Source organism: Belnapia arida (genome assembly GCF_016773205.1).
Taxonomy (GTDB): domain Bacteria; phylum Pseudomonadota; class Alphaproteobacteria; order Acetobacterales; family Acetobacteraceae; genus Belnapia; species Belnapia arida.
Map to the genome: position 1 here is coordinate 1,382,141 of NZ_JAETWB010000001.1, position 21,349 is coordinate 1,403,489.

General features: G+C 63.8%; 16 protein-coding genes, 2 tRNA genes and 1 pseudogene. 13 read left to right on the top strand and 6 right to left on the bottom strand.

Annotated elements, in window-relative coordinates:
• Positions 1 to 19 precede the first annotated feature (19 nt).
• Positions 20 to 676: a protein-L-isoaspartate O-methyltransferase family protein gene (locus JMJ56_RS06835; RefSeq protein ID WP_202830801.1), complete on the bottom strand. Its 657-nt coding sequence runs from the start codon at positions 674 to 676 to the stop codon at positions 20 to 22.
• A gap of 171 nt (positions 677 to 847) precedes the next feature.
• Between JMJ56_RS06835 and JMJ56_RS06840 the strand changes: the two genes are divergently transcribed.
• The 4 genes from JMJ56_RS06840 (at position 848) to JMJ56_RS35460 (ending at position 3,226) form a co-directional block, all read left to right on the top strand.
• Positions 848 to 921 (top strand) — tRNA-Cys (locus JMJ56_RS06840).
• A gap of 65 nt (positions 922 to 986) precedes the next feature.
• Positions 987 to 1,061, top strand: a tRNA-Asn gene (locus tag JMJ56_RS06845).
• A gap of 94 nt (positions 1,062 to 1,155) precedes the next feature.
• A complete protein-coding gene (locus tag JMJ56_RS06850) occupies positions 1,156 to 2,985 on the top strand; it encodes a DUF6538 domain-containing protein (RefSeq protein ID WP_328702290.1) in 1,830 nt (609 codons plus the stop codon).
• A gap of 22 nt (positions 2,986 to 3,007) precedes the next feature.
• Positions 3,008 to 3,226: a helix-turn-helix domain-containing protein gene (locus tag JMJ56_RS35460; RefSeq protein ID WP_202830803.1), complete on the top strand. Its 219-nt coding sequence runs from the start codon at positions 3,008 to 3,010 to the stop codon at positions 3,224 to 3,226.
• A 783-nt stretch (positions 3,227 to 4,009) separates the two neighbouring features.
• Here the strand turns inward: JMJ56_RS35460 and JMJ56_RS06860 are convergent.
• Positions 4,010 to 4,195 (bottom strand): hypothetical protein, encoded by a 186-nt coding sequence (locus JMJ56_RS06860; RefSeq protein ID WP_202830804.1) that lies wholly within the window; start codon positions 4,193 to 4,195, stop codon positions 4,010 to 4,012.
• Positions 4,196 to 4,427: 232 nt separating this feature from the next.
• On the opposite strand from JMJ56_RS06860, the gene JMJ56_RS06865 reads away from it, so the two are divergent.
• On the top strand, positions 4,428 to 4,643 hold the full coding sequence (locus tag JMJ56_RS06865; protein WP_202830805.1) for a dodecin: 216 nt from the start codon (positions 4,428 to 4,430) through the stop codon (positions 4,641 to 4,643).
• Between the two features lie 487 nt (positions 4,644 to 5,130).
• Here the strand turns inward: JMJ56_RS06865 and JMJ56_RS06870 are convergent, their stop codons facing one another.
• Entirely contained in the window at positions 5,131 to 5,391 is a 261-nt protein-coding gene (locus JMJ56_RS06870; RefSeq protein ID WP_236037433.1) for a DUF4357 domain-containing protein, read from the bottom strand.
• 622 nt (positions 5,392 to 6,013) lie between these two features.
• Between JMJ56_RS06870 and JMJ56_RS06875 the strand changes: the two genes are divergently transcribed.
• The 4 genes from JMJ56_RS06875 to JMJ56_RS06890 all read left to right on the top strand — a co-directional run bounded on the left by JMJ56_RS06875 (position 6,014) and on the right by JMJ56_RS06890 (position 12,060).
• Positions 6,014 to 6,598 (top strand): hypothetical protein, encoded by a 585-nt coding sequence (locus tag JMJ56_RS06875; protein ID WP_202830807.1) that lies wholly within the window; start codon positions 6,014 to 6,016, stop codon positions 6,596 to 6,598.
• Positions 6,599 to 6,705: 107 nt separating this feature from the next.
• Positions 6,706 to 7,077, top strand: coding sequence for a hypothetical protein (locus JMJ56_RS06880; protein WP_202830808.1), 372 nt, complete (start codon positions 6,706 to 6,708; stop codon positions 7,075 to 7,077).
• A 1,194-nt stretch (positions 7,078 to 8,271) separates the two neighbouring features.
• Positions 8,272 to 9,333, top strand: a complete 1,062-nt coding sequence (locus JMJ56_RS06885) for a hypothetical protein (protein ID WP_202830809.1) — start codon at positions 8,272 to 8,274, stop codon at positions 9,331 to 9,333.
• Between the two features lie 432 nt (positions 9,334 to 9,765).
• On the top strand, positions 9,766 to 12,060 hold the full coding sequence (locus JMJ56_RS06890; RefSeq protein WP_202830810.1) for a hypothetical protein: 2,295 nt from the start codon (positions 9,766 to 9,768) through the stop codon (positions 12,058 to 12,060).
• A gap of 34 nt (positions 12,061 to 12,094) precedes the next feature.
• On the opposite strand, the gene JMJ56_RS06895 is transcribed toward JMJ56_RS06890, so the two are convergent.
• Both JMJ56_RS06895 and JMJ56_RS06900 read right to left on the bottom strand, forming a co-directional pair.
• On the bottom strand, positions 12,095 to 12,286 hold the full coding sequence (locus JMJ56_RS06895; RefSeq protein ID WP_202830811.1) for a hypothetical protein: 192 nt from the start codon (positions 12,284 to 12,286) through the stop codon (positions 12,095 to 12,097).
• A gap of 160 nt (positions 12,287 to 12,446) precedes the next feature.
• Positions 12,447 to 14,171 carry a class I SAM-dependent methyltransferase gene (locus JMJ56_RS06900; RefSeq protein ID WP_202830812.1) on the bottom strand — a complete coding sequence of 575 codons (1,725 nt, stop codon included), beginning with the start codon at positions 14,169 to 14,171 and terminating at the stop codon, positions 12,447 to 12,449.
• A 338-nt stretch (positions 14,172 to 14,509) separates the two neighbouring features.
• On the opposite strand from JMJ56_RS06900, the gene JMJ56_RS06905 reads away from it, so the two are divergent.
• The 4 genes from JMJ56_RS06905 to JMJ56_RS06920 all read left to right on the top strand — a co-directional run bounded on the left by JMJ56_RS06905 (position 14,510) and on the right by JMJ56_RS06920 (position 20,916).
• Positions 14,510 to 15,004 carry a thermonuclease family protein gene (locus JMJ56_RS06905; RefSeq protein WP_202830904.1) on the top strand — a complete coding sequence of 165 codons (495 nt, stop codon included), beginning with the start codon at positions 14,510 to 14,512 and terminating at the stop codon, positions 15,002 to 15,004.
• A gap of 726 nt (positions 15,005 to 15,730) precedes the next feature.
• Positions 15,731 to 17,890, top strand: coding sequence for a peroxidase family protein (locus tag JMJ56_RS06910; RefSeq protein WP_202830813.1), 2,160 nt, complete (start codon positions 15,731 to 15,733; stop codon positions 17,888 to 17,890).
• 67 nt (positions 17,891 to 17,957) lie between these two features.
• Positions 17,958 to 18,446: a lipocalin-like domain-containing protein gene (locus JMJ56_RS06915; protein WP_202830814.1), complete on the top strand. Its 489-nt coding sequence runs from the start codon at positions 17,958 to 17,960 to the stop codon at positions 18,444 to 18,446.
• 2,221 nt (positions 18,447 to 20,667) lie between these two features.
• Positions 20,668 to 20,916: a hypothetical protein gene (locus JMJ56_RS06920; RefSeq protein ID WP_202830815.1), complete on the top strand. Its 249-nt coding sequence runs from the start codon at positions 20,668 to 20,670 to the stop codon at positions 20,914 to 20,916.
• 115 nt (positions 20,917 to 21,031) lie between these two features.
• On the opposite strand, the pseudogene JMJ56_RS33700 reads toward JMJ56_RS06920, so the two are convergent.
• Positions 21,032 to 21,349: pseudogene (locus JMJ56_RS33700) on the bottom strand (transposase); the annotation flags it as partial.

Genomic DNA, 21,349 nt, shown 5'->3' on the forward strand with positions numbered 1-21,349 from the left:
GTTGCGAGGATGCTGAACTTCAAAAGACGAAGCCGGGGCGGTGGGCAAAGGCCGGCAGGGCAGCCGTCGCGCAGTCGAAGGCGGTGACGGTGGTGAGGCTGCCGCCGAGCTTGCGCCCAAGCACGGCCTTGCCCTGGCGGCGCCCGATGCCGATGACCGCGACCAGACGGCCACCTTCGGCCAGTTGCTCGGCGAAGGCCGGTGGAATCTCCGGGATCTCCCCCTCGATCATGACGATGTCATAGGGCGCGGCGGCGGCGAAGCCCTGGGCCGGGTCGGCCGCCTCCAGCCGCACCGTGCCGGCGGGCAGGCAGGCCGGCAGGGCGGCGCGGGCGATCTCGAGCAGCGGCGCATCGGCCTCGAGGGCGGTGACGCGGGCGCCCATGCGGGCCAGCACGGCGGCACCGTAGCCGGTGCCAGCGCCGGCGATCAGGGCGCGGTCGCCGGGACGCACCGCGGCGAGCTGGACCAGGCGGGCGAGCACCATCGGCTCGATCATCGCGCGGCCACCGGGGAGCGGGATGTCCTCGTCGGTGTAGGCCCGCGGGATGGCGGCAGGGGGGAGGAAGCGCTCGCGCGGTAGGTCGCGCATCGCCTCCAGCAGGCGGGGATCGGTCACCTTGTTGGGGCGAAGCTGTCCGTCCACCATGCGCTTGCGCGCATCCGCGTAGTCCATGAGGCGCAATCTCCAGCCGCCAGCAAGGCTCGCCCGACCGGGGACGGCCCTTCCGTTCGAGGGGTTATAGGGGGCGCCTCCCCCCGTCGCCAAGCGGCCGTGTTGCGGCGCACGCTTGACCTGCCGGCGCTGTGGCGCCAAAGAGGCGCGACGCACGGGGGTTGCCTCGGCGGTCCGGTGGCCGAGTGGTCAGGCACAGGTCTGCAAAACCTGCTACGGCGGTTCAATTCCGCCCCGGACCTCCAACGTGGCTCTCATGGGGGCTTTCATGATCGGCGGTGCCCTGCTATAGGCGCCGCCCACTGGCTGATCCGGCGTGGCGCAGCGGTAGCGCAGCGGACTGTTAATCCGTTGGTCGTTGGTTCGAATCCAACCGCCGGAGCCATTCTGTTGATTTCGCGTGATCTTTTCGGTCCTCGCCGACCAGCGAGGCATCCTTGCACGCGACTCCCCCACCACGTTCCCACCATCATTCCGCTTTGCACCTGACCCGTAAGCGCAATGGTATCTTCTACTGGCGGCGACGCCTGCCGGGGCAGAGGCGCGGCGCCGAGATGGCGATCAGCTTGGGGACGCGGCGCTACCGGGAAGCCGAACATCTGGCAGTGGTCGCCGATGAGGCGTTCGAGAAGGTGTTCATGACGATGATGGAGACGGCGCAGCCCTCCCGGCTCGCGGAACTCATGGCGCGGCTGACCATGGGGCAGACGGCCTCGGAGATAGCAGCCGAGATGGAGGCCGCCGTGGCGGTGGTCGAGTCGCGGGCGCGCATGGATGGGCCGGGAACCGGGGCGGCGATTCGGCGTGCGCTAGCGCTGGAACGAGCCTTCGGGGGCGACGCGGCACCACGGACGCGACTCCTCCGGGCCGCCTCTCCCGAATTAACTATCGCGGCCGAGCGGGCGATGGCGTTTCTGGCCGGAGAGATGTTCCCGACGGCGGCCAAAGCGGCGGCGGAACCAGTTCCGGTCAAGTCGGTGCAGGCGGCCGTGCCGCCCTCCCCTATTGCCCCCTCTCCCTCGATGGCAACGAGGCAGGCCATCCCCGCGATGGCGCCGGAGGTCGTTCCAACGACGGCGGCGCAGGAGGCTGTTCCCGTCAAGGAGGCAGAGGCGGCGCCCTCCCCCGCCGAGCCGCTGGCGTCGGTGGTTCTTGTGGAGTTCAAGGCCCACCGCGAGAAGAAGGGGTATCCGCTCAGGATGGCGGATCAGGCGTGCGGCACGGCGCGTCGCTTCATTGCGGTGGCCGGGGACAGGCCGCTCCGTTCCTACGAGCGCGGTGACATCCTGGGCTTCACCGACGCGCTCCGGCGCCTCCCGAAGCACCACGGCAAGCCGCCGAACGAGCGCGACCGGACGCCCGCCGACCTCATAAAGAAGGCGGACGACAAGGCGGAGAGGACGGGCAAGGCCGTACCGAGGTTGAAGGAGGTCACGGTCCAGCGGCAGGTGTCGGAGTTGTCCGCGTTCTTCCTGTTCGGGGTCAATCACCGGCCGCAACTCCTCCGCCTCGCTGAACACGACGAGATGTTCAAGCGGCACGAATTCGGGGAGGTCGAGGGCGAGCGCGATCAGCGCGAACCCTGGCCGGACGCCGATTTGAAGGCGCTGTCCATGTCGCCGCTCTACCAGGGCTGCGATCCCCGGCACCGCTGGCGACCGGGGAAGCAAATCCTCCGCGACGCGCTGTTCTGGCTGCCACTGATGGAGCAGTTCGAGGGCGCCCGCTTGGAGGAGATGGCGGACCTCTACGCGAGGGACATCAAGGACGACTGTGGGACTCCCTACTTCGACATCCGCGAGCACCACGAGCGGGCGGACGGCCACAAGCGGCGGCTCAAGACCAAGCCCTCCAAGCGGAAGGTGCCGGTCCACCCGGAACTGCTGCGGATGGGCTTCCTCGAATACGTGCGGTGGCGAGCGCCGAACCCGGGCGATCCGGTGTTTCCGGACCTACTGCCGCAGGGCCGCGACGGCAGGCGGGGGCCACGCTTCACCAGCGCGTTCCGCTACTATCGGCGCCGCATCGGCCTCTACCGCGAAGGCATGGATGGCCACGCGCTCCGCCATAACGCTAACACGCGACTGCGCGGCGTCATCACGGACAAGCAGCAGCAGCGCCATGTCAACTATATGTTTGGCTGGGGTGGCGGCGGCATGGAGCAGGAGGAGAATCGCGGCGGCGAGGGCGAGCGGCGCTACGACCAGGGGCCGCCGCCGCGCGAGGCGGTCAAAACGCTAGCGCTGTTGCGTTATCCCGGGATCGACTTCTCTCACCTCTACGGTTGGAACCCATCTAGCGTCGGGTAGCACCAGGCTGCGGGCCAGCCGTTTGCGCGGCCGTATCGGCGGTCGGCCCCGTACCCTTAACCAGACTAAGCTGACGATCGCGCAAACCCTCACGGTCAACGGCAACCTGTCGATGGCGGAGATCGCCCGACAGGTCGGCTGCGCGCCTTCCACCCTCTACAGGTCGCTGCCGGGTGGTCGGCGAGGATCGACGACGGTCGCAGCCGGCAGACAGACCATGGAGATGTCGGCGACGGCCTGACCGACCATGATTCTCTATTAACGGAAACGCGGTGAGGTCTGGCACTGCCGCGGCAAGGTGCGGGTTGGCCGGCAAGCATCGGAGGTGGCGGAGTTCTCGACCGGCTTTCGCACCAGGGCCGAGGCCGAGGCGGTCGGCGCAGCCGAGGAGGCTCGCATCCGGCGGATCAGCACCCGGAACCCCGACGACCCTCATCCCAAACACATCATTGTTCCCGACCGCGGCACGGCCGGGTTCCATTCATGAGCAGTTCCCAGGCTGCCCCGTGCCGGAGCCTCTTAGCGGGTCGGTGTTGAGCGCCAGTAAGGGGAAGCCGGGTCGGCAGCGCGTCCATACCAGCAATGCGGAGAAGCAGGCGGCGTATCATCGCTGGGCATCGCAGGCCGCGGTCATCCGCTGACCCAAGGCCCGGAACCCGCTCCCCAGAACGTTGCGGGCCAGATTGAGCCTGGTGGCGATGCCGGGGCTGCCCGTGAGGGCATCCACGACCACTGAGGATATCAGCCCATCGCCGCGCCGATCGTCGGCATTCGCGGCCTGCCGGAGCGCGGTCCGGCTGTTGCCCGTGGTGGTGTTGTCCGTTCGGGCGATCTGGTTCTACCGCCGGATGTTCGCGAACAGCCGCTCCGCGATCTGGGGCCGTGCCGCTGGGTGAGCGTCCATCGCTGTGAGGATGGCCCCCAATTGTGCTCGGGTCTGGGTGCTCAAGGCCGGCAGCGCCGCTGGCATCCTACCCATACCGGACCTTGGCGAGCTTTTCCCGGATGCCCTGTAGGGTGCCGATCAGGAAGTATCGGGCTCGCTGTCGTTCAACTGGACGATCTGCCGCATCAAGGCTTCGGCCCGCTGATTGAAGGCGCGGGTGCCATGCTTTGCCGAAGTGCGGTGCGCGAACGGCGCAGCCCAGGCAGCGCGGGTCATCCGGTAGAATGAATAATCGGTCCGCGGATCGACTATGAAGGTATCCATGCAGGCCAGCAGGCTTGCTTGAACTGCGAAAGCTGCGAGCCCTCCCCTCCCCGGCGCGATGCGCCTTGTGGTTAGCATTGCGCTGGGCTTGGTCAGTCTTCTCCAAGACCTTCACCGTGAAGATCACGAGCAGCTAACAATAAAGGTGCCGCTTGTGCCGCGCGCTCTGGAGGGCGCAGGATTGGTGGGCGCCCCCTGGGCTGACCGACGCGGAGTGCGGGAGAACCCCCTTATGACCGAGCATGTCTACAAACTCGTGGAGCTTGTCGGTACCTCTGGTACCAGCGTTTCCGATGCGATTCAGAACGCGATCACGCGGGTCACCACCACTGTCCGCAACGTCAAATGGTTCGAGGTGGTCCAAGTCCGCGGCGAGGTGAAGGACGGAAAGGTCGGGCACTACCAAGTGACGCTCAAGATCGGTTTCACGCTCGACGACGACGCTTAACTCATTAGCCCAACGCAGTCTGAATAGTCTGCCTCAGCGCTGCCAACAAACACCTAAGATGGACGATGCACCGGCCATCCTATCGATCCGGGCGAGAAGCCGGACATCCTGCCGGTTCTCTATGGCCTGCTCAAACCTATCAAAGTCAGTCGGATCGAGGATGACATCGGCGACGAGTGGGTGGGTGGCGATAGTAGCTGGCGTTGTACGATCTCGCGGTAGCGCATGGGATATCCTCGCGGATGGCTTTTGGCGTGTTTGCCGAGGCAAATATTTGGCCGCCCTGTTGTCCGAGCCGGGCTGCTGGCAATCAAGCGGCGGACGGCGCCAGCATTGTCCTCAGCATGGCCCGAGCATCAGCCCCGGCATGGCCCCAAGCATCGATCCCGTACACGCGACCGGCGTGGATCACCCCTGGCTGCCAACCATCTAGGTAGGCGTTGAAAGCCAAATGGGTAGGAGTGTGCAGTGGGGGGCACCCCGGAGGTCAGGTCTGTTCCAGGGATGACGACTCGATCTTCGCCTCCTGCCATTGTTTGTAGGTCTGCCCAGTGCCCTTTAGCCGCCACGCCTCGCGTCCGTTTTGGTTACCTGTGTAGACCACCGTGGCCGCGGCGCTCGGGCTTTCGAACGGCACGTCCTCGGCGAACCGGAGTGCATTAAGCTGGTCTCCTGGCGCGAGCTTTCCATCAGCGACCAGCTTGTCGCGCAGTCCCTTGTAGCTGTCCCAAGAAGGCTGGACGCGCAAACGCGCGTCCGATGATCTCGGCATACGGCCTCGCCCCATAGGTCGCCAACATGTCGGCTTCGCCGCTCCGCAATCATGGCCTGTCAGGTAGTGAGGCTGCGCCTCGACCTTCGGTCTCGACGCAGCCTGCGAGATGCCAGCAGTCGCGGGCACGAGACCCACGTCGTCATGCACCCCGCGATTCCGCCGCGATGCAAGCATGTCAGGTCGCATCAGGTCCCACGACGCAAGCATGTCAGGTCGTGTCATGCACTGCGATATCGGCACGTCAGATCGGATTGCATTTCGCCGCAACAGTGAATGGCGCCCGCGCGTTCGGCACCGCCGACCTGCTGCGCGGCGGCTGTATATGGCACAAGTGCGCTTTCCGTTCGAACCTGAATTTCAAGTAAACAATGTTGTTCCTTTCAAGTGAACCGCTCGCTATACGAAGCCGCACCGGAGCGCAGCCGCTTCCGCCAACGACCGAAGCGCTGTCGCTTCGCCCCCCGGCGCCGCCAGCGAACTTCTAGCCAGCGAGCAACACATGATTCTCCGCTTTCCCATCACCCCCGAAAGCCTAGCGGCGGCGGGGAATGAAGGCTGGTCCCTCGTTCCCGTCGCTGACATTTGGGAGGCAGAGTTGCTGCCTCTCCTCCGCCGGTATCGCTCCGTTCGTCAGGCGTGGCAGCAGGCGGTGAACGACATCATGGAGGATACCAGCGCGACCGCGCGGTTCGATCCCTTCAAGGAATCCGCCTTCTACGCCCTCACCTCCCCGGCCGCACAGCGCGAGCATTTGCGCCTCTCCATGGAGGCAACCGATACCCTGCGGTACTACGAAGCCGTCCGCTGCATCCTCGACGGGCCTGATCTCCTCCCCCGCACCAAGGCGGATTTGATCCGCCTCGCTTTCCGCATGCTGCGGGATCACACCATGACGCCCAAGCAGCCGCGCTGGTGGGTTGTCCCTCAGTGCTGCCATCAGATGATCAACGCCGCGCATGCTCTGGCAACCGCATGGGCGCCTACCACCATGTGGGAAGTCTACCACGGTGCATCATATGGCCGGCAGCACTCTGCCCTGTTCGATCTCAGGCAGCGCCGCATCTTCGACATCATGAATCTGAACGACATGGAGGACAAGCAGACCGCGCGGGACATCTACGAATTCTGTCTGGCGGTGGAGGAACCGGAACCGGTGGTGGCGGTGCCGGCGCGGGGATGAAGATGTCTGCCATAGCGCGCGGTCGTAGCTGGTGCATTTGGGAGCGTGGTCGCGTCGATACACAGTTGCCCGTGTTGACCGCGCTTTGCATGACGGACGCAGCAATAGTGTCGCGCCTCACCCAGCGGGTCACCACGGAGGTCAGCCGCAAGCTCGCCATCCCGGTCGAGGTGATCGGCGTGTGCATGCTCGGGGACAAGCAGGGTAGGCGCAGGTTCATGGTCTACTATAATGAGCGCCCGCCGTTCGGGTGGATGATCGAGATTGATAAAGCGCTGCTTGGTGTCCGCCCTGGCGCATTGCGGTTGGACGTGCGCGCGTGGCTGCGTCAGAACGCCCAACAACCGACGCAACTAGGCTGGCGCTGGCTCGACACCGACCGGCTGACGCTCAACAATTGGCTAACGCCGCGGCGGGCGAATGTCCTCTGGTTCGAAGATCAGGGTGACGCCGCCATGTTTCGGCTTTGGTGGTGCTGACTAGCGAAATCCGAATGACAAGCAGCAACTCCCTTACCGCGCCAGGAATTTTCAGCGGTGGCATGGTCTCCCGAGAGAACCGGCAGAGAGTCCTTCGAGATGAGCGCCCCGCAGTCTTCGACATTGGGCTGCGTTGGGCATCCGGACCGACGGCGGAGCGGTGGTCGGGACGCGGGGAGGGCTGGCGGGCAGCGTTGGGTCATGACGATCCGAGGCGATGTAAGCGGCACAAATATCAGATTGGTTTACGACCACTGCCGATCGGAAAGGCGATCGGGATAGTAAGGCCATGCTCGATGCTAGACTGCAGCCCGCCCTTCGAACGCTGAACGGATGCGGGTGCGTACCTCCTCGGGCTGGTAGACGATGACCACGGCCGTCATGGCGAGGCTGCAGGGTCCGCCCTGCCAAAGGGCACTTTCGACGGGTTTCGTCCCAACCTCAGCCGCCGACCGCGCTTCGGTCACTCCACCAGCGGACCCTCCGCCTCGAGCGCCATAGCCCCGATGGCTCGGGCGACCGTTTGATCGCACATCGCGGTCCCGAAGCGGAGAACTGGCGTTCGCGTCCCATCTAGCCAGTCGAACTCAACAACGACATGGCTCATGAGCTTCTCCGTACCGGAATGCGCAAGCGCAGAACCCGATGTGGCGCATCACGCCAACCGCGGTGAAACAGCCCGGTGTACACGGTATTCATCGCCTGCACGGCAATCAGAGCCACGACATGTTCAAAGTGAACCTCAGTTTGAGAGTGGCTACGAAGCGGGTCCCGACACTCACCCCGTTCGCTCCGGCTACAAGGCAGTCGCAACGGCCCGCGCTGTTCCAACGACGCGCGCAGTCAGCACCGGCAGGCCGACCGCTGCCAGCACAACCTCAAGCCACGGGACGGCCGCAACGGTGTCGCAGACATGACCTCGCCCGCCGATCCCGTAAGCCAGCACAAAGATCACTGCATTCGGGCGGCGTTAACGAGCCCATCCCAGCTTACTATGTCGGCACAGCCAACCGGTTCGGTCAACCTTGCGGCGACCATGGCGCTGCCTTCCCTTGCCTCAACGGGTCTCATCCTGCTGCGGGCAGGCTAGTCAGCCGCGCAGCGACAGCGGTCGCTCCGACTAGGCGCGACGGCATCGCAAGAGCGTGACCCTGATTTCATTGCCAGATTCCGGTTTTCGGCTACGCAAGATGCATGACCGACGAAAACGACCAGCCTCCGCGTGAACGCGCTCCTCTCTTGCTGGCGTTCGGCGAGCATGCAGGCCGAATGGCTGCCCTGATCCGAGTGAGGCCAATCCTTATCGCCCGGTTGATCGTGGCGCCCCGCGAGGCCGTGCATTCGATCGGGGCGTTCCTCCATCTTGCACCTGATGCGTGCCGACCCGAAGCCGAGGTTGCTGGTCTGATCAATGACAGCGACCCGCGCGATCTCCTCGCTGCTGCGTTGCCGGGGAGTCCGTCGCGCCTCTATCGCGCCCTCGACCGCGTGGGCGATCGTGTCCGCGGCCAAGAGTTTTACCGAAGGGTTGGCAAAGTCGCCGCCGGTCCGTTCGCCGATGCCATGCTCGAAGCCAAGGCGATCGACGATGCCTGCCTCACCTACTGTGAAGCACTGTCCGGTATGGACCCCGAGGTGGCAGCGATCTTCGCCACACTGCGTGACCAATACCACGCCGAGTTCGCCGACAGTTTAGTGGCATTCCTGCGGGCGTACGGGGCAGTCGGAGAGAACGACCTTCGCCTTCCGCCGAGGTCTGGGCTGCCGGCCCTGGTGCGGCGGCTGACGAGAGCGCTTGGGCAAATCCCAGCACCCGATCCCGGTTTTGAAGTGCCGGCGCCGTACCGGCTGATCACTAGCACTGACGAACTTCAGCGTCTCGGCAGGGAATTTCAAAATTGTCTGGCGCTGCACCACTGGGGAGCGGCTGAGCACCATCTGCGCCTCATCGACGGATCAGGCGTCTACCTCGTCGCAGACGAACTGCGCCTCTTGGTAGCGCTGCACCGGATTGGCGGCGGACTATGGGTGCTCGAACAGTGCGCCGGGCCGAAGAACGAGGCTCCGCCCGCGGGCGCCCAGGCCGCACTCCTAAAGGGCCTTGCTGCGAACGGGGTCAAGGTACTGGCGACCGATCCGCAAACCGCCCTGGCGCGCCTGTATGGCGCAACCCGCCGTCACCGCCGACTTCAGGCTGATGACCTGAACGACACGGAGGATGGCGACGGGGATGACGGCGAGGAAATCGCGGCCTGAATGGAACCTAAGCTTGCAACGTACGTGTCTGGGCGCAAGCATTGTAGATTAGTAGCACTAAAAAGAAGCCGTTCCGAATTTAAGCATACGGCACAGCAGATTGCCAGTCACCAGAGACTATCTTGTCATAGTCCCCTTATTCATGTTGATGCGCTCCGCCATCGAGGTTGATGTTACCATTGATGGCGTGGGCGGTAGGATTCAGCAACTTTGCCAGCCCCATAGGTGATTTGAACTTCACAATACTTCTTCATATCCGCTCTACAACAACACCGATTAGAATGTCTGAAATCAACTTCGGAGCGTAAATCGCGGGCGAATGACTACCACAAGTAAATATCAGTTTTGTTACGGCTACAACTCGTACACTATGTTCCGACATAACAATATTTTCGTTATACGAAATTAGAACGTTTCGCACCGTGGGGTCTTATGCCAATTCCGTATGTCGTTTACTCCGCCTACAGCGAGCGCGGCCAGGAACTCTGGACCAGCAATCCCGACGGCTCCAATGCCCGGCTGCTGTTGGACATTCACACGGGTGTGGGTGGCAACAACCCGGCGGAAAGCTCCACCCCCTCCGAGTTCACCACCCTCGACGACGGGCGGGTGATCTTCTCCGCCTACACCTTCGGCCATTGGCGCGAGGCCTGGATCACCGACGGCACCCCCGAGGGCACGGTGCTGCTCAACGACCTCACCCCGGCGCAGAGCGGCGGGTCCACGAACCCGCGGGATTTCGTCGCGCTGCCGGGCGGCCGGGCCGTCTCCACCGGGGATAGCTCGGGCGGTGGCCGGGAGCTTTACGTCACCGATGGCACCGAAGCCGGTACCAAGCGGCTCATGGACATCATCCCCGGCGTCGAGGGCAGCAACCCCACAGGCCTCACCCTGCTGACGCCCGACAAGGATGGCGTGGATCGCACCTTCAAGGTGCTGTTCAGCGCGACCGGTCCCGATGGTCGGACCGAGCCCTGGGTTACCGATGGCACGGTGGAGGGCACCAAGCCGCTGGAGAACCACGACTGGGAATGGGGGACCATTGACCCGCAGGGCTTTCTCAATACCGCTGATATCCATCTCGGCCATGCCGTGTTCACCGCCGAATCCGCCTACGGGCGCGAGCTTTTCTACACCGACGGCGTGCGCGACTACTTTCTTGCCGATGTGAATAACCACGGCAGCGGCAGCAACCCCAGCGACCTCACCCTGGTGGCGCCCGGCGTCACGCTGTTTTTTGCCGATGGGACCTTCGATGATGTCCCTGGGCGGGACCTCTTCAAGGCCGTCTTCGACTACGGGGAGGGGGCCTATAAGGTCACCAAGGTGGCCGACCTCACGCCGCGGTACAGCGCCTATGACGGGGCCTATGCGGAGCCTTCCAAGATGGTCAGCCTCGGCGACGGGCGGGCACTCTTCGTCAACAACATGAACTACGGCTACCGGTATCCAGGCGGCGGGCTGGAGCCCTTCGACATGGAGCTTTGGGTCACCGACGGCACGGCCGAGGGGACCGGCGTCGTGGACTTCCTCAACCCCGGCCCCGAGGGGTCCTCTCCCACCAACTTCGCGCTGCTGAAGCCCGGGCTGATGGTCTTCAGCGCGATCAACACCGCCTTCGGCCGGGAACTCTACGTCTCCGATGGGCTCACCGCCCATATGGTGGCCGACCTCGCGCCAGGGCTGAATGACGGTTTCCCGGCCAACTCCAACCCCTATGGGTTCCGGCCTTTGGGCGACGGTACCGCGCTGTTCTGGACCGACATCGAAGAGGCGCAACTCTGGCGCACCGACGGGACCGCCGCTGGGACCTACAAGGTCGGCGACGTGAAGCAGGGCAGCGGCACTGGTGAGATGGCCATTGGCTGGCGGGAGACTGCCCCGCCTGTCGTCACCCCGCCCGTTCCCCTGCCCCCGGACGCTTGGGAGAACAACCCCGGCCCGGGCGCCTACCTCCCGCGCTTCAACTACGGGGATAACGGCGACAACATCCTCTCGACCGGGCTTGGCCCCGATACCCTCGGGGGCCGGGGCGGCAACGACAAGCTCTCCGGGCTGGCGGGCGACGACAAGCTCGCGGGCGGCGCGGGCAATGACACCATCGACGGTGGCGCCGACTACGATGTGGCCTACTACCAGGGCACCCGCGGGCAGTATGTGGTGACCGGTGCCAATGGCCAGTTGACGGTGACCGACACCCAGGCGGGACGCGACGGCACCGATGTGCTGACCAATGTCGAATCGCTGCACTTCGCCAACCCGCTGGTGTTCCGCTTCTACAAGCCCGAGACCGGCACCCACTTCTACACGGGGTCGGTCGAGGAGCGGGACAACGTGATCGCCAAGCTCGCTCCCTGGTACACCTACGAGGGTCCGGCCTTCCACTCGGCCGATCCCGGGGCGGAGAACACCAGCGCGCTGTATCGCTTCTACAAACCAGACACCGGCACGCATTTCTACACGGCGTCGGTCGAGGAGCGGGACAGCGTGATCGCCAAGCTCGCTCCCTGGTACACCTACGAGGGTCCGGCGCTCACCGTGAGCACCGGCCCGCAGGAGGGGTATTCCGCCGTCTTCCGCTTCTACAAGCCCGACACTGGGACGCACTTCTACACGGCGTCGGTCGAGGAGCGGGACAACGTGGTGAACACCCTGAGCAACTGGTACCACCTCGAAGGCGTGGCCTATTACATCCCGACCTCCGCCGGGACCGACATCTTCGTCTGAGTGACTGACCGCGGTGGAGACACCGCGGTCTTCCTCAATAGATGAACTGCTCCAGCGGCGTGTAGCTGATGCTCAGGATGTTGAGCATCAGCAGGACTTCTGCAACGCACTCCTGACGAGCGCCGCCACACACCAGGGGGTTGGGGAAGCAAGCTAATGTCTGCGGCTCCAGCCAACCGAGGTAGAGGCGATCGTCTTCACACGCTGGATCGTTATGATTGCTCATCACGGCTGTAGGGGAATACCACCACCTAGCCGTTGGACGCAGTGGCCGACGGCGGCACGCTGCGCTGTGCAGTGCCGTGCTCAGTGCAGAAGCGGTTCCACAGCACGAGCCTTTCCAACCTTTCCGGGATCAGTGCCCGTACCGCTTTCGACAAGCTTGCCTAGGCCGTCCATTCAGGCATCTGCTGGTCATGGCGGAGGCGCAGCCGTTGCAAGCCTACGGCATGGAACACTTGGTCCGGGTCGCAGGCGTCGGCCGCCTCGGTCCGGAGCCCCGGCAAACTGGCCCCCGCCTCGTGTCTGAACCGGGTGGGAAGCCATGCGTCGCCTACTGTAAGATAGGCGGTCCGCCACCAGCGGAGGATACGCTCCTCGGCTTGCAGCAGAGATACCGCGGACGGCAAGCGGTCGCGTTTGAGCCGCTGATTCACCTCACGATGGGCAGGCAGAAGGTTCCAGAGGTCTCCGCACGGCCAAGCCGACCAGGGGAACAGGTGGTCGATGTCGAGCGTGCCCGCCGACAGCGCCCGGCCCGTCCATGCGCAGTGGAGGGGGCGGCCGCCCTCGACGAAGCCCAGCGCGATCCTGCGCGGTACTGCCACATCGCGCTCGGGGTCCGACCATGCCATGGCGATAGTCGCAGCCCCGGCGTCCAATGCCCGACCTTGCCGCCGCGCATAGTCACCCATCAGCCGTAGCCATTCGGCGATCAATGTTGGTTCCACCCACACGGCGAAACGTTGCATCGCGCGCCAGAGGTGGACCGGTACGCGCATCTCACCGAAGCGGGCAAGGTAGGTGGCGTCGAGAAGCATCGCATCCGGGGCAGCGCCCGGTCGCCCCCACTGGGTTGGCAACACAGGACCACCGTTTGGGAAGGTCATGTAGGTGGCGGGCATAACGGCGATCGTCTTGGCAGCTTCCTTCATAGCCGCATGGACAGCGGACGCGGCCGCCCCATTGAAGCGAGCGCCAATCCGAAGGTCGGCCGCCGTGGCTACCTCACCGCCGAGCAGCGCACGGAAGCCAGGACCGGCAAAGCCGAGGCCATCCGGCCCGGCGTTGCCCGGCGCCTGCGGCAGCCGCCCGCTGACGAGGGGCAGGTAAAGGCGGAGCCAGTTCAGGGCCACCAAGCCGAGCGGCAGGGCGACGAACTCCTCACCGTCGTACCGTGCCATCCCGGCAGCGCCGTCCGCAGCACGGCAGAGGGCACGCAATAGGCCAAGCTTGTAGGTGGACGCCTTCAGGTCGTTGAGGATGACATGTCGGAGCAGAGGCAGGGCACCCGTGCCGTCGTCTGGCAGGCGCAGCGCCACCTTCGTCCATATCACCTCCGGGCGGCCCTGCATGTCCGCTGCCCGCACGGTGCGGACGACCGCTAAGCCGTAGTTTCGGGCAAGAGCCTCCACTTCCTCAAGGGACACAGGATGCATGCCGCGGCCGCTCGGGTCGGGGCCGTGCCGGAGGGTGATGGCGAGGAGGCCACCGGGCTTGAGCACCGAGGCCAATTTCCGGAAGGCACGGGCGCGTTGCGACGGATGGACATGCTGCCAAACCGCGCTCACCAGAATGGCGTCGAAGGACAGGCCAGAGCGGCCGAGGCCATCGAGGCTTGGCAGGGCGTCTTCAATCCAACGGATGCGCGGATTGGGATGACGGCGTATGGCCCCCTCGCGCATTGCCGCCGAAGGCTCGGCAGCAACCACTTCGTAACCGAGCGAAGCCAGCCACCCAGCGTCGCGGCCACTTCCTGCACCAATGTCGAGCACGGTGGACGGCGCTTCGGGCAATAAGGCTCGTAGCCATGCGTGGAGCGCAGAGGGATCAATGGCCTCGTATCGGGCAACGACCGAGGATGCGTTTTCGTTGTACCAATCGGAGGACATGGGCCAGCCAAGGTTACATTATCGCCTGGAGGCTACCTCCCTTGAGGTCAAGTCGTCATCTGGCATATACTGCGGTATCGCATTGAGAGACCAGGAATGACCAATGGCGGCTCTGCCGAGGTATTGGCGCAAGCCGGTCAACGACGATCCAGAGGAGGAAGCGCAACGCGTCAGGCGGCGGAAAGCCGCTATGTGGCGACGGCATGATCGGACCATGAGGCTCCACCGGTTCTGGCGGCGGGTGAAGTTGCCGGTTCTTCTTCCTCTGGGCGTTTTTGGCCTCGCTTTGACGCCGTGGGGGGCTCGGTCGCTGGCCACCGGCTGCCACTTTGAAGCAGATGGTGATCGAGGCCACTGCCGAGCGCCCCTGGATTGTTGGTGACACCGGGGGCACCCGTCGCATCCCGCACGCCGCGGACTTTGCTGGCCGGGTGGTTGGGATCACGGATGGTGATACCCTTACGGTGTTGACTGCGGAGCGGGAAGAAGTCCGGGTCAGGCTTGCCGAGATCGACGCTCCTGAGTCCAGCCAGCCATTCGGTACTCGGGCGAAGCAGGCGCTCTCCAGTCTCGCTTTTGGACGGCAGGCGCGGGTGATTGTCGTTGACACGGACCGGTATGGCCGCACTGTCGCTCGGGTTTATGTCGGCGGCATCGACGTGAACGCGGAAATCGTTCGACAGGGAACAGCTTGGGTTTACGGCCGGTACAGCCGTGACCCGGTGCTGCTGGGCTTGGAGAGTGGGGCGCGGCGCACGCGGCAGGGCTTATGGATACTGCCTGAGAGCGAGCGGGTCCCACCATGGGAATGGCGGCAGCAGCATCGGCGATGAGTCTGGCTCGGATATTGGCGCAAGTGGTCCGAGATCGTCAGACCAAAACAGACATCGGTTCGATAGGCACTATCTCTGCTGGTTCGGAACTTCGTCTCAGACGCGCATCGCGCAACCAGGGAAATATGGGCGTGACCCGGCCCGGCGGCGTGGTCGCCGCCGCTGTCTGGGATCATCGTAGGGGTTGGCTTTTCTTTGGACTTTTCAGGACTTAGCAACAGGTCTTGGGTGCCCGCATATATGCCTTTCCTGCTGAGCAAGAATTGGCAAAGAGGCGCTGCTTCGTGGACACCAAATCCTTGCGCGCGACGAGCAATAACGATCTTAGTACGATTTCCGTATATGGTGGCTCCTAACGGTTACGCCACCTTACTCACCGACATGTCATATTTATATATAGGTAACATATCGGATCATTACAGAAAATGGTTCATATATTGAACGACCATCGACAGCGCTTTGATTCATGAAGGCTAAACCATTTTATAACACTTATAAATCGAATATTATTGGCTAGCCCTAATAGACAACTGTTTCATTCATTCAATTGCGTCCGTTTAACAGAATGGACGCGCTGTCTCTTATGGCGTCAATTTTGATTTAGCAAGCAACCGTTGCTTCCGTGTGGAAAGCGTATTCTCTTGGCTTCGGGCGACGCTCTGTAACACCCTCCGGCTCCCGCCTGACCTGCGGGCTTTACGAGAAGAACAGCACAGGGAGACCGACATGGCCTACGCTGCTGATCCAGGCAAGGTGAGTGTTCGCGCCCCAGATGGCGCCGGCAACAACGCTGGGGGCCAAGCTTTCAGCGAGTATCTGCGCATCTCGCCCAACTCGTACACCGACAACGATGACACGGTGCCGGGCGCGGGCAAGATGCTGCTGCCCGAGAAGCCGGTCGGGCCATTCTCGCCGATCTTCGGACCGACCTTCACCGACTACAACGGTACGGCACCACAAGGTCGGGAGATTTCCGACAAGCTCCTGGCGGGCGGCACCAGCGAGACACCGAGCGCCGCGGGTCACAACGAGCAATTCCAGTTCTTCGCCCAGTTCCTCACGCACGACATGTCGCAGGGTGCGGTCAACACGGCCCCCAATGCCGAGATCAAGTCGAGCGCTGGCGTCCCCAATGTGGATCGCATCTCGATCGACGGCGTACCGTTCGTGTTCGGCCGTACCGACGCCAACACAGACAACAACAATGTCCGGCAGCAGATCAGCGAGGAGACGAGCTTCCTCGATCTCTCCATGGTTTACGGCAGCAATCAGGCCATGCTCGACCTGCTGCGCGACAATCAGGACACCTCGAAGCTCGTAGAAGGTGACGGCAAGCTGCTGCCGACCGTCGGCGATGTCGCAGCCGATGCCCGAATAGACCCCGCTGCTGCGGCCGGAATCCTCCGCCTGGGTGGTTTTGGCCCCCCGCCGACTGATGCCTATGCCACGGGCGACCAGCGGGCCAACCAGACCCCGATGCTGCTGACGCTGCAAACCATCTTCGCCCGCGAGCACAACCGGCTCGCCGATGAGATGAAGGCCGAGCATCCGACTTGGACCGCGGACGAAGTGTTCAACGCCGCCCGCGCTCTCAACGAAGCGCAGTGGCAGCACATCGTCTATGACGAGTACCTGCCCAAGCTGCTCGGCGGCTCGATCAGCGGCTACTCGGGCTACAAGGCGGGCGTGAATCCTGGCGCCACCAACGAGTGGGGCAACATCGCCTTCCGCTTCGGCCATGACCAGTCGAGCAATACCGAACTGCTGGTGGACGACAATGGTGCCACCACGTCGGTGACCCTGGCCGACGCCTTCGGTCGGGCCGGTGGCAACGCGGCCTTCGGCAGCAACAACCGCACTGGCCCCTCCGCGCAACAGAACGAGCAGCTTGACGCCTACATGCGCGGCATGACCCAGCGGATCACCCAGGAGATCGACGGCAAGGTCGCCGATGGCAACCGCAATGCCCTGTTCGGCATCATCGGCCCTGACGGCAAGCCGGTCACCGTCGATCTGGAGGCCATCGACATCCAGCGCGGGCGCGACCACGGCGTCAGCAACCTGAATGACCTCCGCGAAGGCATCGGCCTGAAGACCTACAACAACGTCGATCAGTTCGTCGGCCAGAACAATGCCGGCAACGCTCTCGGCGCTGAGGTGCGGGCCAAGCTGAAGGAAATCTACGGCAACGACATCGCCAACGTGGATTCCGTGGTCGCGGGCCTGTTGGAGAAGGCCGTCAAGGGCTCGATCCTCGGCGAGACTTTCCACAAGATCGTCGATGATCAGTTCGAGCGGACCCGTGACGGCGACAAGGACTTCTACCTAAATCGCTTCAGCGGCAACCAAGACCTCATCAAGGAGGTCCAGGGCACGAGTTTCGCCGAACTCATCATGAAGAACACTGATACCATCGTGTATCATGATGCCTTCATGTCCTACAACCGCACCTCCGGCAAAGGCGGCGCCGGGCGTGACTTGGTGGTAGACAGCGAGACGGCCAACACCCAGTTGGGTGGTGCCGGCAATGACGATCTCTATGGTCTGGCGGGCAACGACACCCAGGATGGTGGCGAAGGCAACGACTGGATGTTCGGCGGCGCCGGGGATGATCGGCAAACCGGCGGCAAGGGGAGCGACATCATCCTGTTCGGCGCTGCGTCGGGCAAGGATGTCATCGTCGATTGGAAGGACAAGGAAGATCGCATCGACCTGTCCGAACTCGACCTGACCTTCGCCAAGGTGCAGGCCAACATGACGGCCGCGGGTGGCAACGTGGTGATCGATCTCGGCGTCGCCGCGGGTGGCGCTGCGGGTGTGAACACCATCACCCTGACGGGCGCCAATCTCAACCAGATGGACATCAGCGACTTCGCGTTCGTATGAAGAATGGGCGGAGCGCACTGCGCCCCGCCTCCATCGAGCCTGCCGTACATCCAGAGGAGAACACCTCATGATGAGACGCATCATTGGTGCAGCCGCGGTCTGTGCCATGCTGGGATCAGGCGCGCCCGCGCAGGCGCAAGCGGCGCAAGACCTCGTGGGATCGTGGCGCCTCGTGTCCATCACCGCCGCTGGGCCGGGCCGCGATGCTGGCGCACTGGGGGAGAATCCAAGCGGCACGGTCATGTTCGGCAGCGACGGCCGGTTCGCACTCATCATCGTCCGTAGTGACCTGCCGAAACTCGCTTCCAACAGCCGCGCGTCGGCCACGCCAGAAGAGAACCGTGCCATCGTGCAGGGAAGCATCGCGTTCTTTGGCACCTACTCGGTCGAGGATGCCGGCAAGGCGCTTATCATGCGCATCGAGAACGGGACTTTCCCGAACTGGGCAGGCGCCGTTCAGCGCCGCGCCATGACGCTCAACGGGAACGAACTGAGCTATACGACATCTGGCTCTGGTGATGCCGCAGCGACGGTGACGCTGCGGCGCGCGTCATAGCACTGGATAAAGGCAGGGCGCTTGCGCCCTGCCTCTCGTTGTCTTCTACGGGAAGACGGGGTTGCGCGTTCATAGAAACGCAACGGTGGGGTGAGCGTCGGCACAAGCTATTTGCAGACCTGCCCTGCCGGGCCTAGCCAATCTGGCCGCGGTCCTCCCCGCTCGGGAGGGCGTTGCTCGGCGTAGATGCCGTGCGCCGGTTGCGGGCTACATTCAGTAAGGCGGCGCAGGTGGTGACCGGCGCTACCACAGCGCCGACCAGCGCGCTTAAGAAGCCTAGCATAGCTAAAAGGTTCGGGAGCAAGAGGGTGTAGTCGGCCAGGACGGGTGTTGCAGTTCCCGCACCTGCGAAGATGACCCGCACCTCCCCAAGGGCAACCAGCGCGAGGCCAAGCCCTAGTAGGACAAGTCCGCGCCAGAACCACGTCCCGTACCAGCCCCGCCCCGCATCGCCCCTTTCCTCGGCCATAGCTTCTTCCATCGCTGCCGACGCAGCAGTGAGCGCGGACGGAGCCGCCATGTACGGCCCCTTTCTTCCGGACGGTAACGCTCACGCTCCCCGTTTGATGTCTCTCTTTTCGGGCGGCGGCCGTCTGCTTCCGCAGCCTCCCGCTCGGCCACCCGCTTCGTCATGTGCGCCACGACCTGCTCCGCGGTGCCATTGAAGATATCGGTTCCCCAGGGGTGGCTAATGCACCAGCGGCTCTTCCCAGCCTAGGCGCGCCCCATCCGCCTCGCCCTGGCCTGCCCACGCGATGTTGGCAAGATGAGCACATCACCCGCTGCTTCGGCCACTGGCGTTCTCCCTCTCTTGCTTGGCCAGAGATCGATGATGCACGCCTTTGCAGCCCTGTTGGAAGCGAGACATCGCGGTGCAGAGCGGTGTTCGCATTTGGAGCAGACATCGGGATCGGTGCAGCACTTTTCAGAGATGTCAGATGCGCTTGCCTAACTGCGGGGGCAGAAGCGGTCACCTGCTGCCCGCCATCCCATCATATCGTTCACCCAGTCCTCAGTGTCGCCCAGGAGCCCGCTGAACTGGGTTCGGGGCGCGTCGTGGAGTTCCACTCGCTCCATAACCAAACCGTAGAGGGAATGCTGCTGCCGTTGCGTAGTGGCGCCGAGCCTGCCAGCCAGCATGTCGAACCACGCCTCATGCCGCCGGGGGTGAGGAAAGCATCCATACCGCCGCCACCAATCGGCGAACTCTGCCTCAATCGTGGTACGCCACCCCATTCGAACCGGCTCGTCCCTCGCCTGTAACTCTCGCGCTGTGAAAGCACGCGGCATTGGGACCGAATGACGCTGGTTGGGTTCAGGCTGGAAGGGAACGGGCGGTGCAAGCTGTCCCTGGTATGGCGCCGTGGGCGGTGACCAAGGCTGGGCCGGGTATGGCTCGGCGCGTGGTCGGGCTGCTGGGGGACCAGCGATGGGCGGTAGCGTCTCGGTCGTCTGCGACCACGCCTGGGTGCCAAGAAGGGCCACAAGAACGATGATGGGAAAACGTGTTTGCATAGCGCGCACCTCTATGCTGCAACGCAGGTGCCGAGCCGCGGTCGCCGTGTTCATTGGGATTGAGCCGAGCGCGTGCAGCCGCGTCACATAAAAAGTCATGGAAGTCGGTTCGACGAAGTGCAGCATTGTGAAGGTTACGGCGGTGGCTTCTTCCGGGCTGCCGCGTTTCAATCATGCATCCACAAGGGAGGCATAACCATGAAGCGTAACTTCACGACTGCGCTGCTCGTTGGGTTGGTTTCACTCAGCTTGACGGCATGCGGCACAAGCCCCGGCGGACGCGCCGTTTCTGGGGGCCTGCTTGGAGCAGGAGCGGGTGCTGGCGTGAGCGCCTTGACGGGTGGCAGTGCTGCAACAGGTGCGCTTGTTGGTGGCGGTGTGGGTGCCGCAGGCGGTGCTCTGACAGCACCGAGCCGCAGCTACGGTAGTGGCGGATATTCAGGCGGACGTGGTTATCGCGGTTACTGATCACAATCGCAGTTCAGCCTGGGCGGTGGTCTCGGCGAGTCCGTTCACATTGGCGACAGGCTCATAGCGGATCGGCGACGAAAATCGGGTACAGGCTGGAGTGCGCGGGAGGTGCCGGGTGGAACAGGGCAGCGACCAGCGGCGGGACCTTTGGGTTCCGCCTGAGGCGAAGCGTGTTTCATGTTGAGATTGGCGCGCAACATTGTCGCCGCGCGAATGGAGAGAGGAAAGTGCCCCGATGAGCGAGGAGCAACCCAAGCTTGAGGAGCAAGAACTCATCCAATATGCTGAGGATGTTGATCAGGAACTCACACAACTACGCGTTGCGGTCTGGGACCTCATCGATGGCCTCGATGCCACCGGAGGCTTCGTGGAGCTTGAGGCTGGTCATGGCGGCGACGGGCCAGTGACCCGCCTCTGCCGAATGACCTCGAAGCCCCTCCCGCCCATGCTCAAAGCATGGTTGGAGAAAGGGAATGCCGAGTAGCCATCAGCAGCACCTTCCGCAAACTTCACCATCACTGCCATGGCTGCGCCATCATCCAGCCCGAACCGCGACACCCCCTCCCCCCAATATTGCAGCCCTAAGAGTCCATCCGGGATCATGTGGTTTTCTGACATAGCCTTCGCAGCATGCGGCGGACGGATGCCCAGCGCAGGAAGGCGAGCGCTCGGCGGTTCAGGCACTCCCAATCCTTGGCCAATCGTCGGCAGCGATTGAGCCAGGCGATAGTGCGCTCGACAATCCAGCGCTTCGGCAGCACGACGAACTAGCGCAGCCCGCATCGCTTGACGATCTCAACGTCGATCTGGCGACAGGCCGTGCGCAATCCGGCCTGGAATTTGGCACCTTGATATCCGCCGTCGGCGTAGAGCTTCAGCAGGAAGGGGTAGAGGCCGAACAGCGAACCCATCAGCAG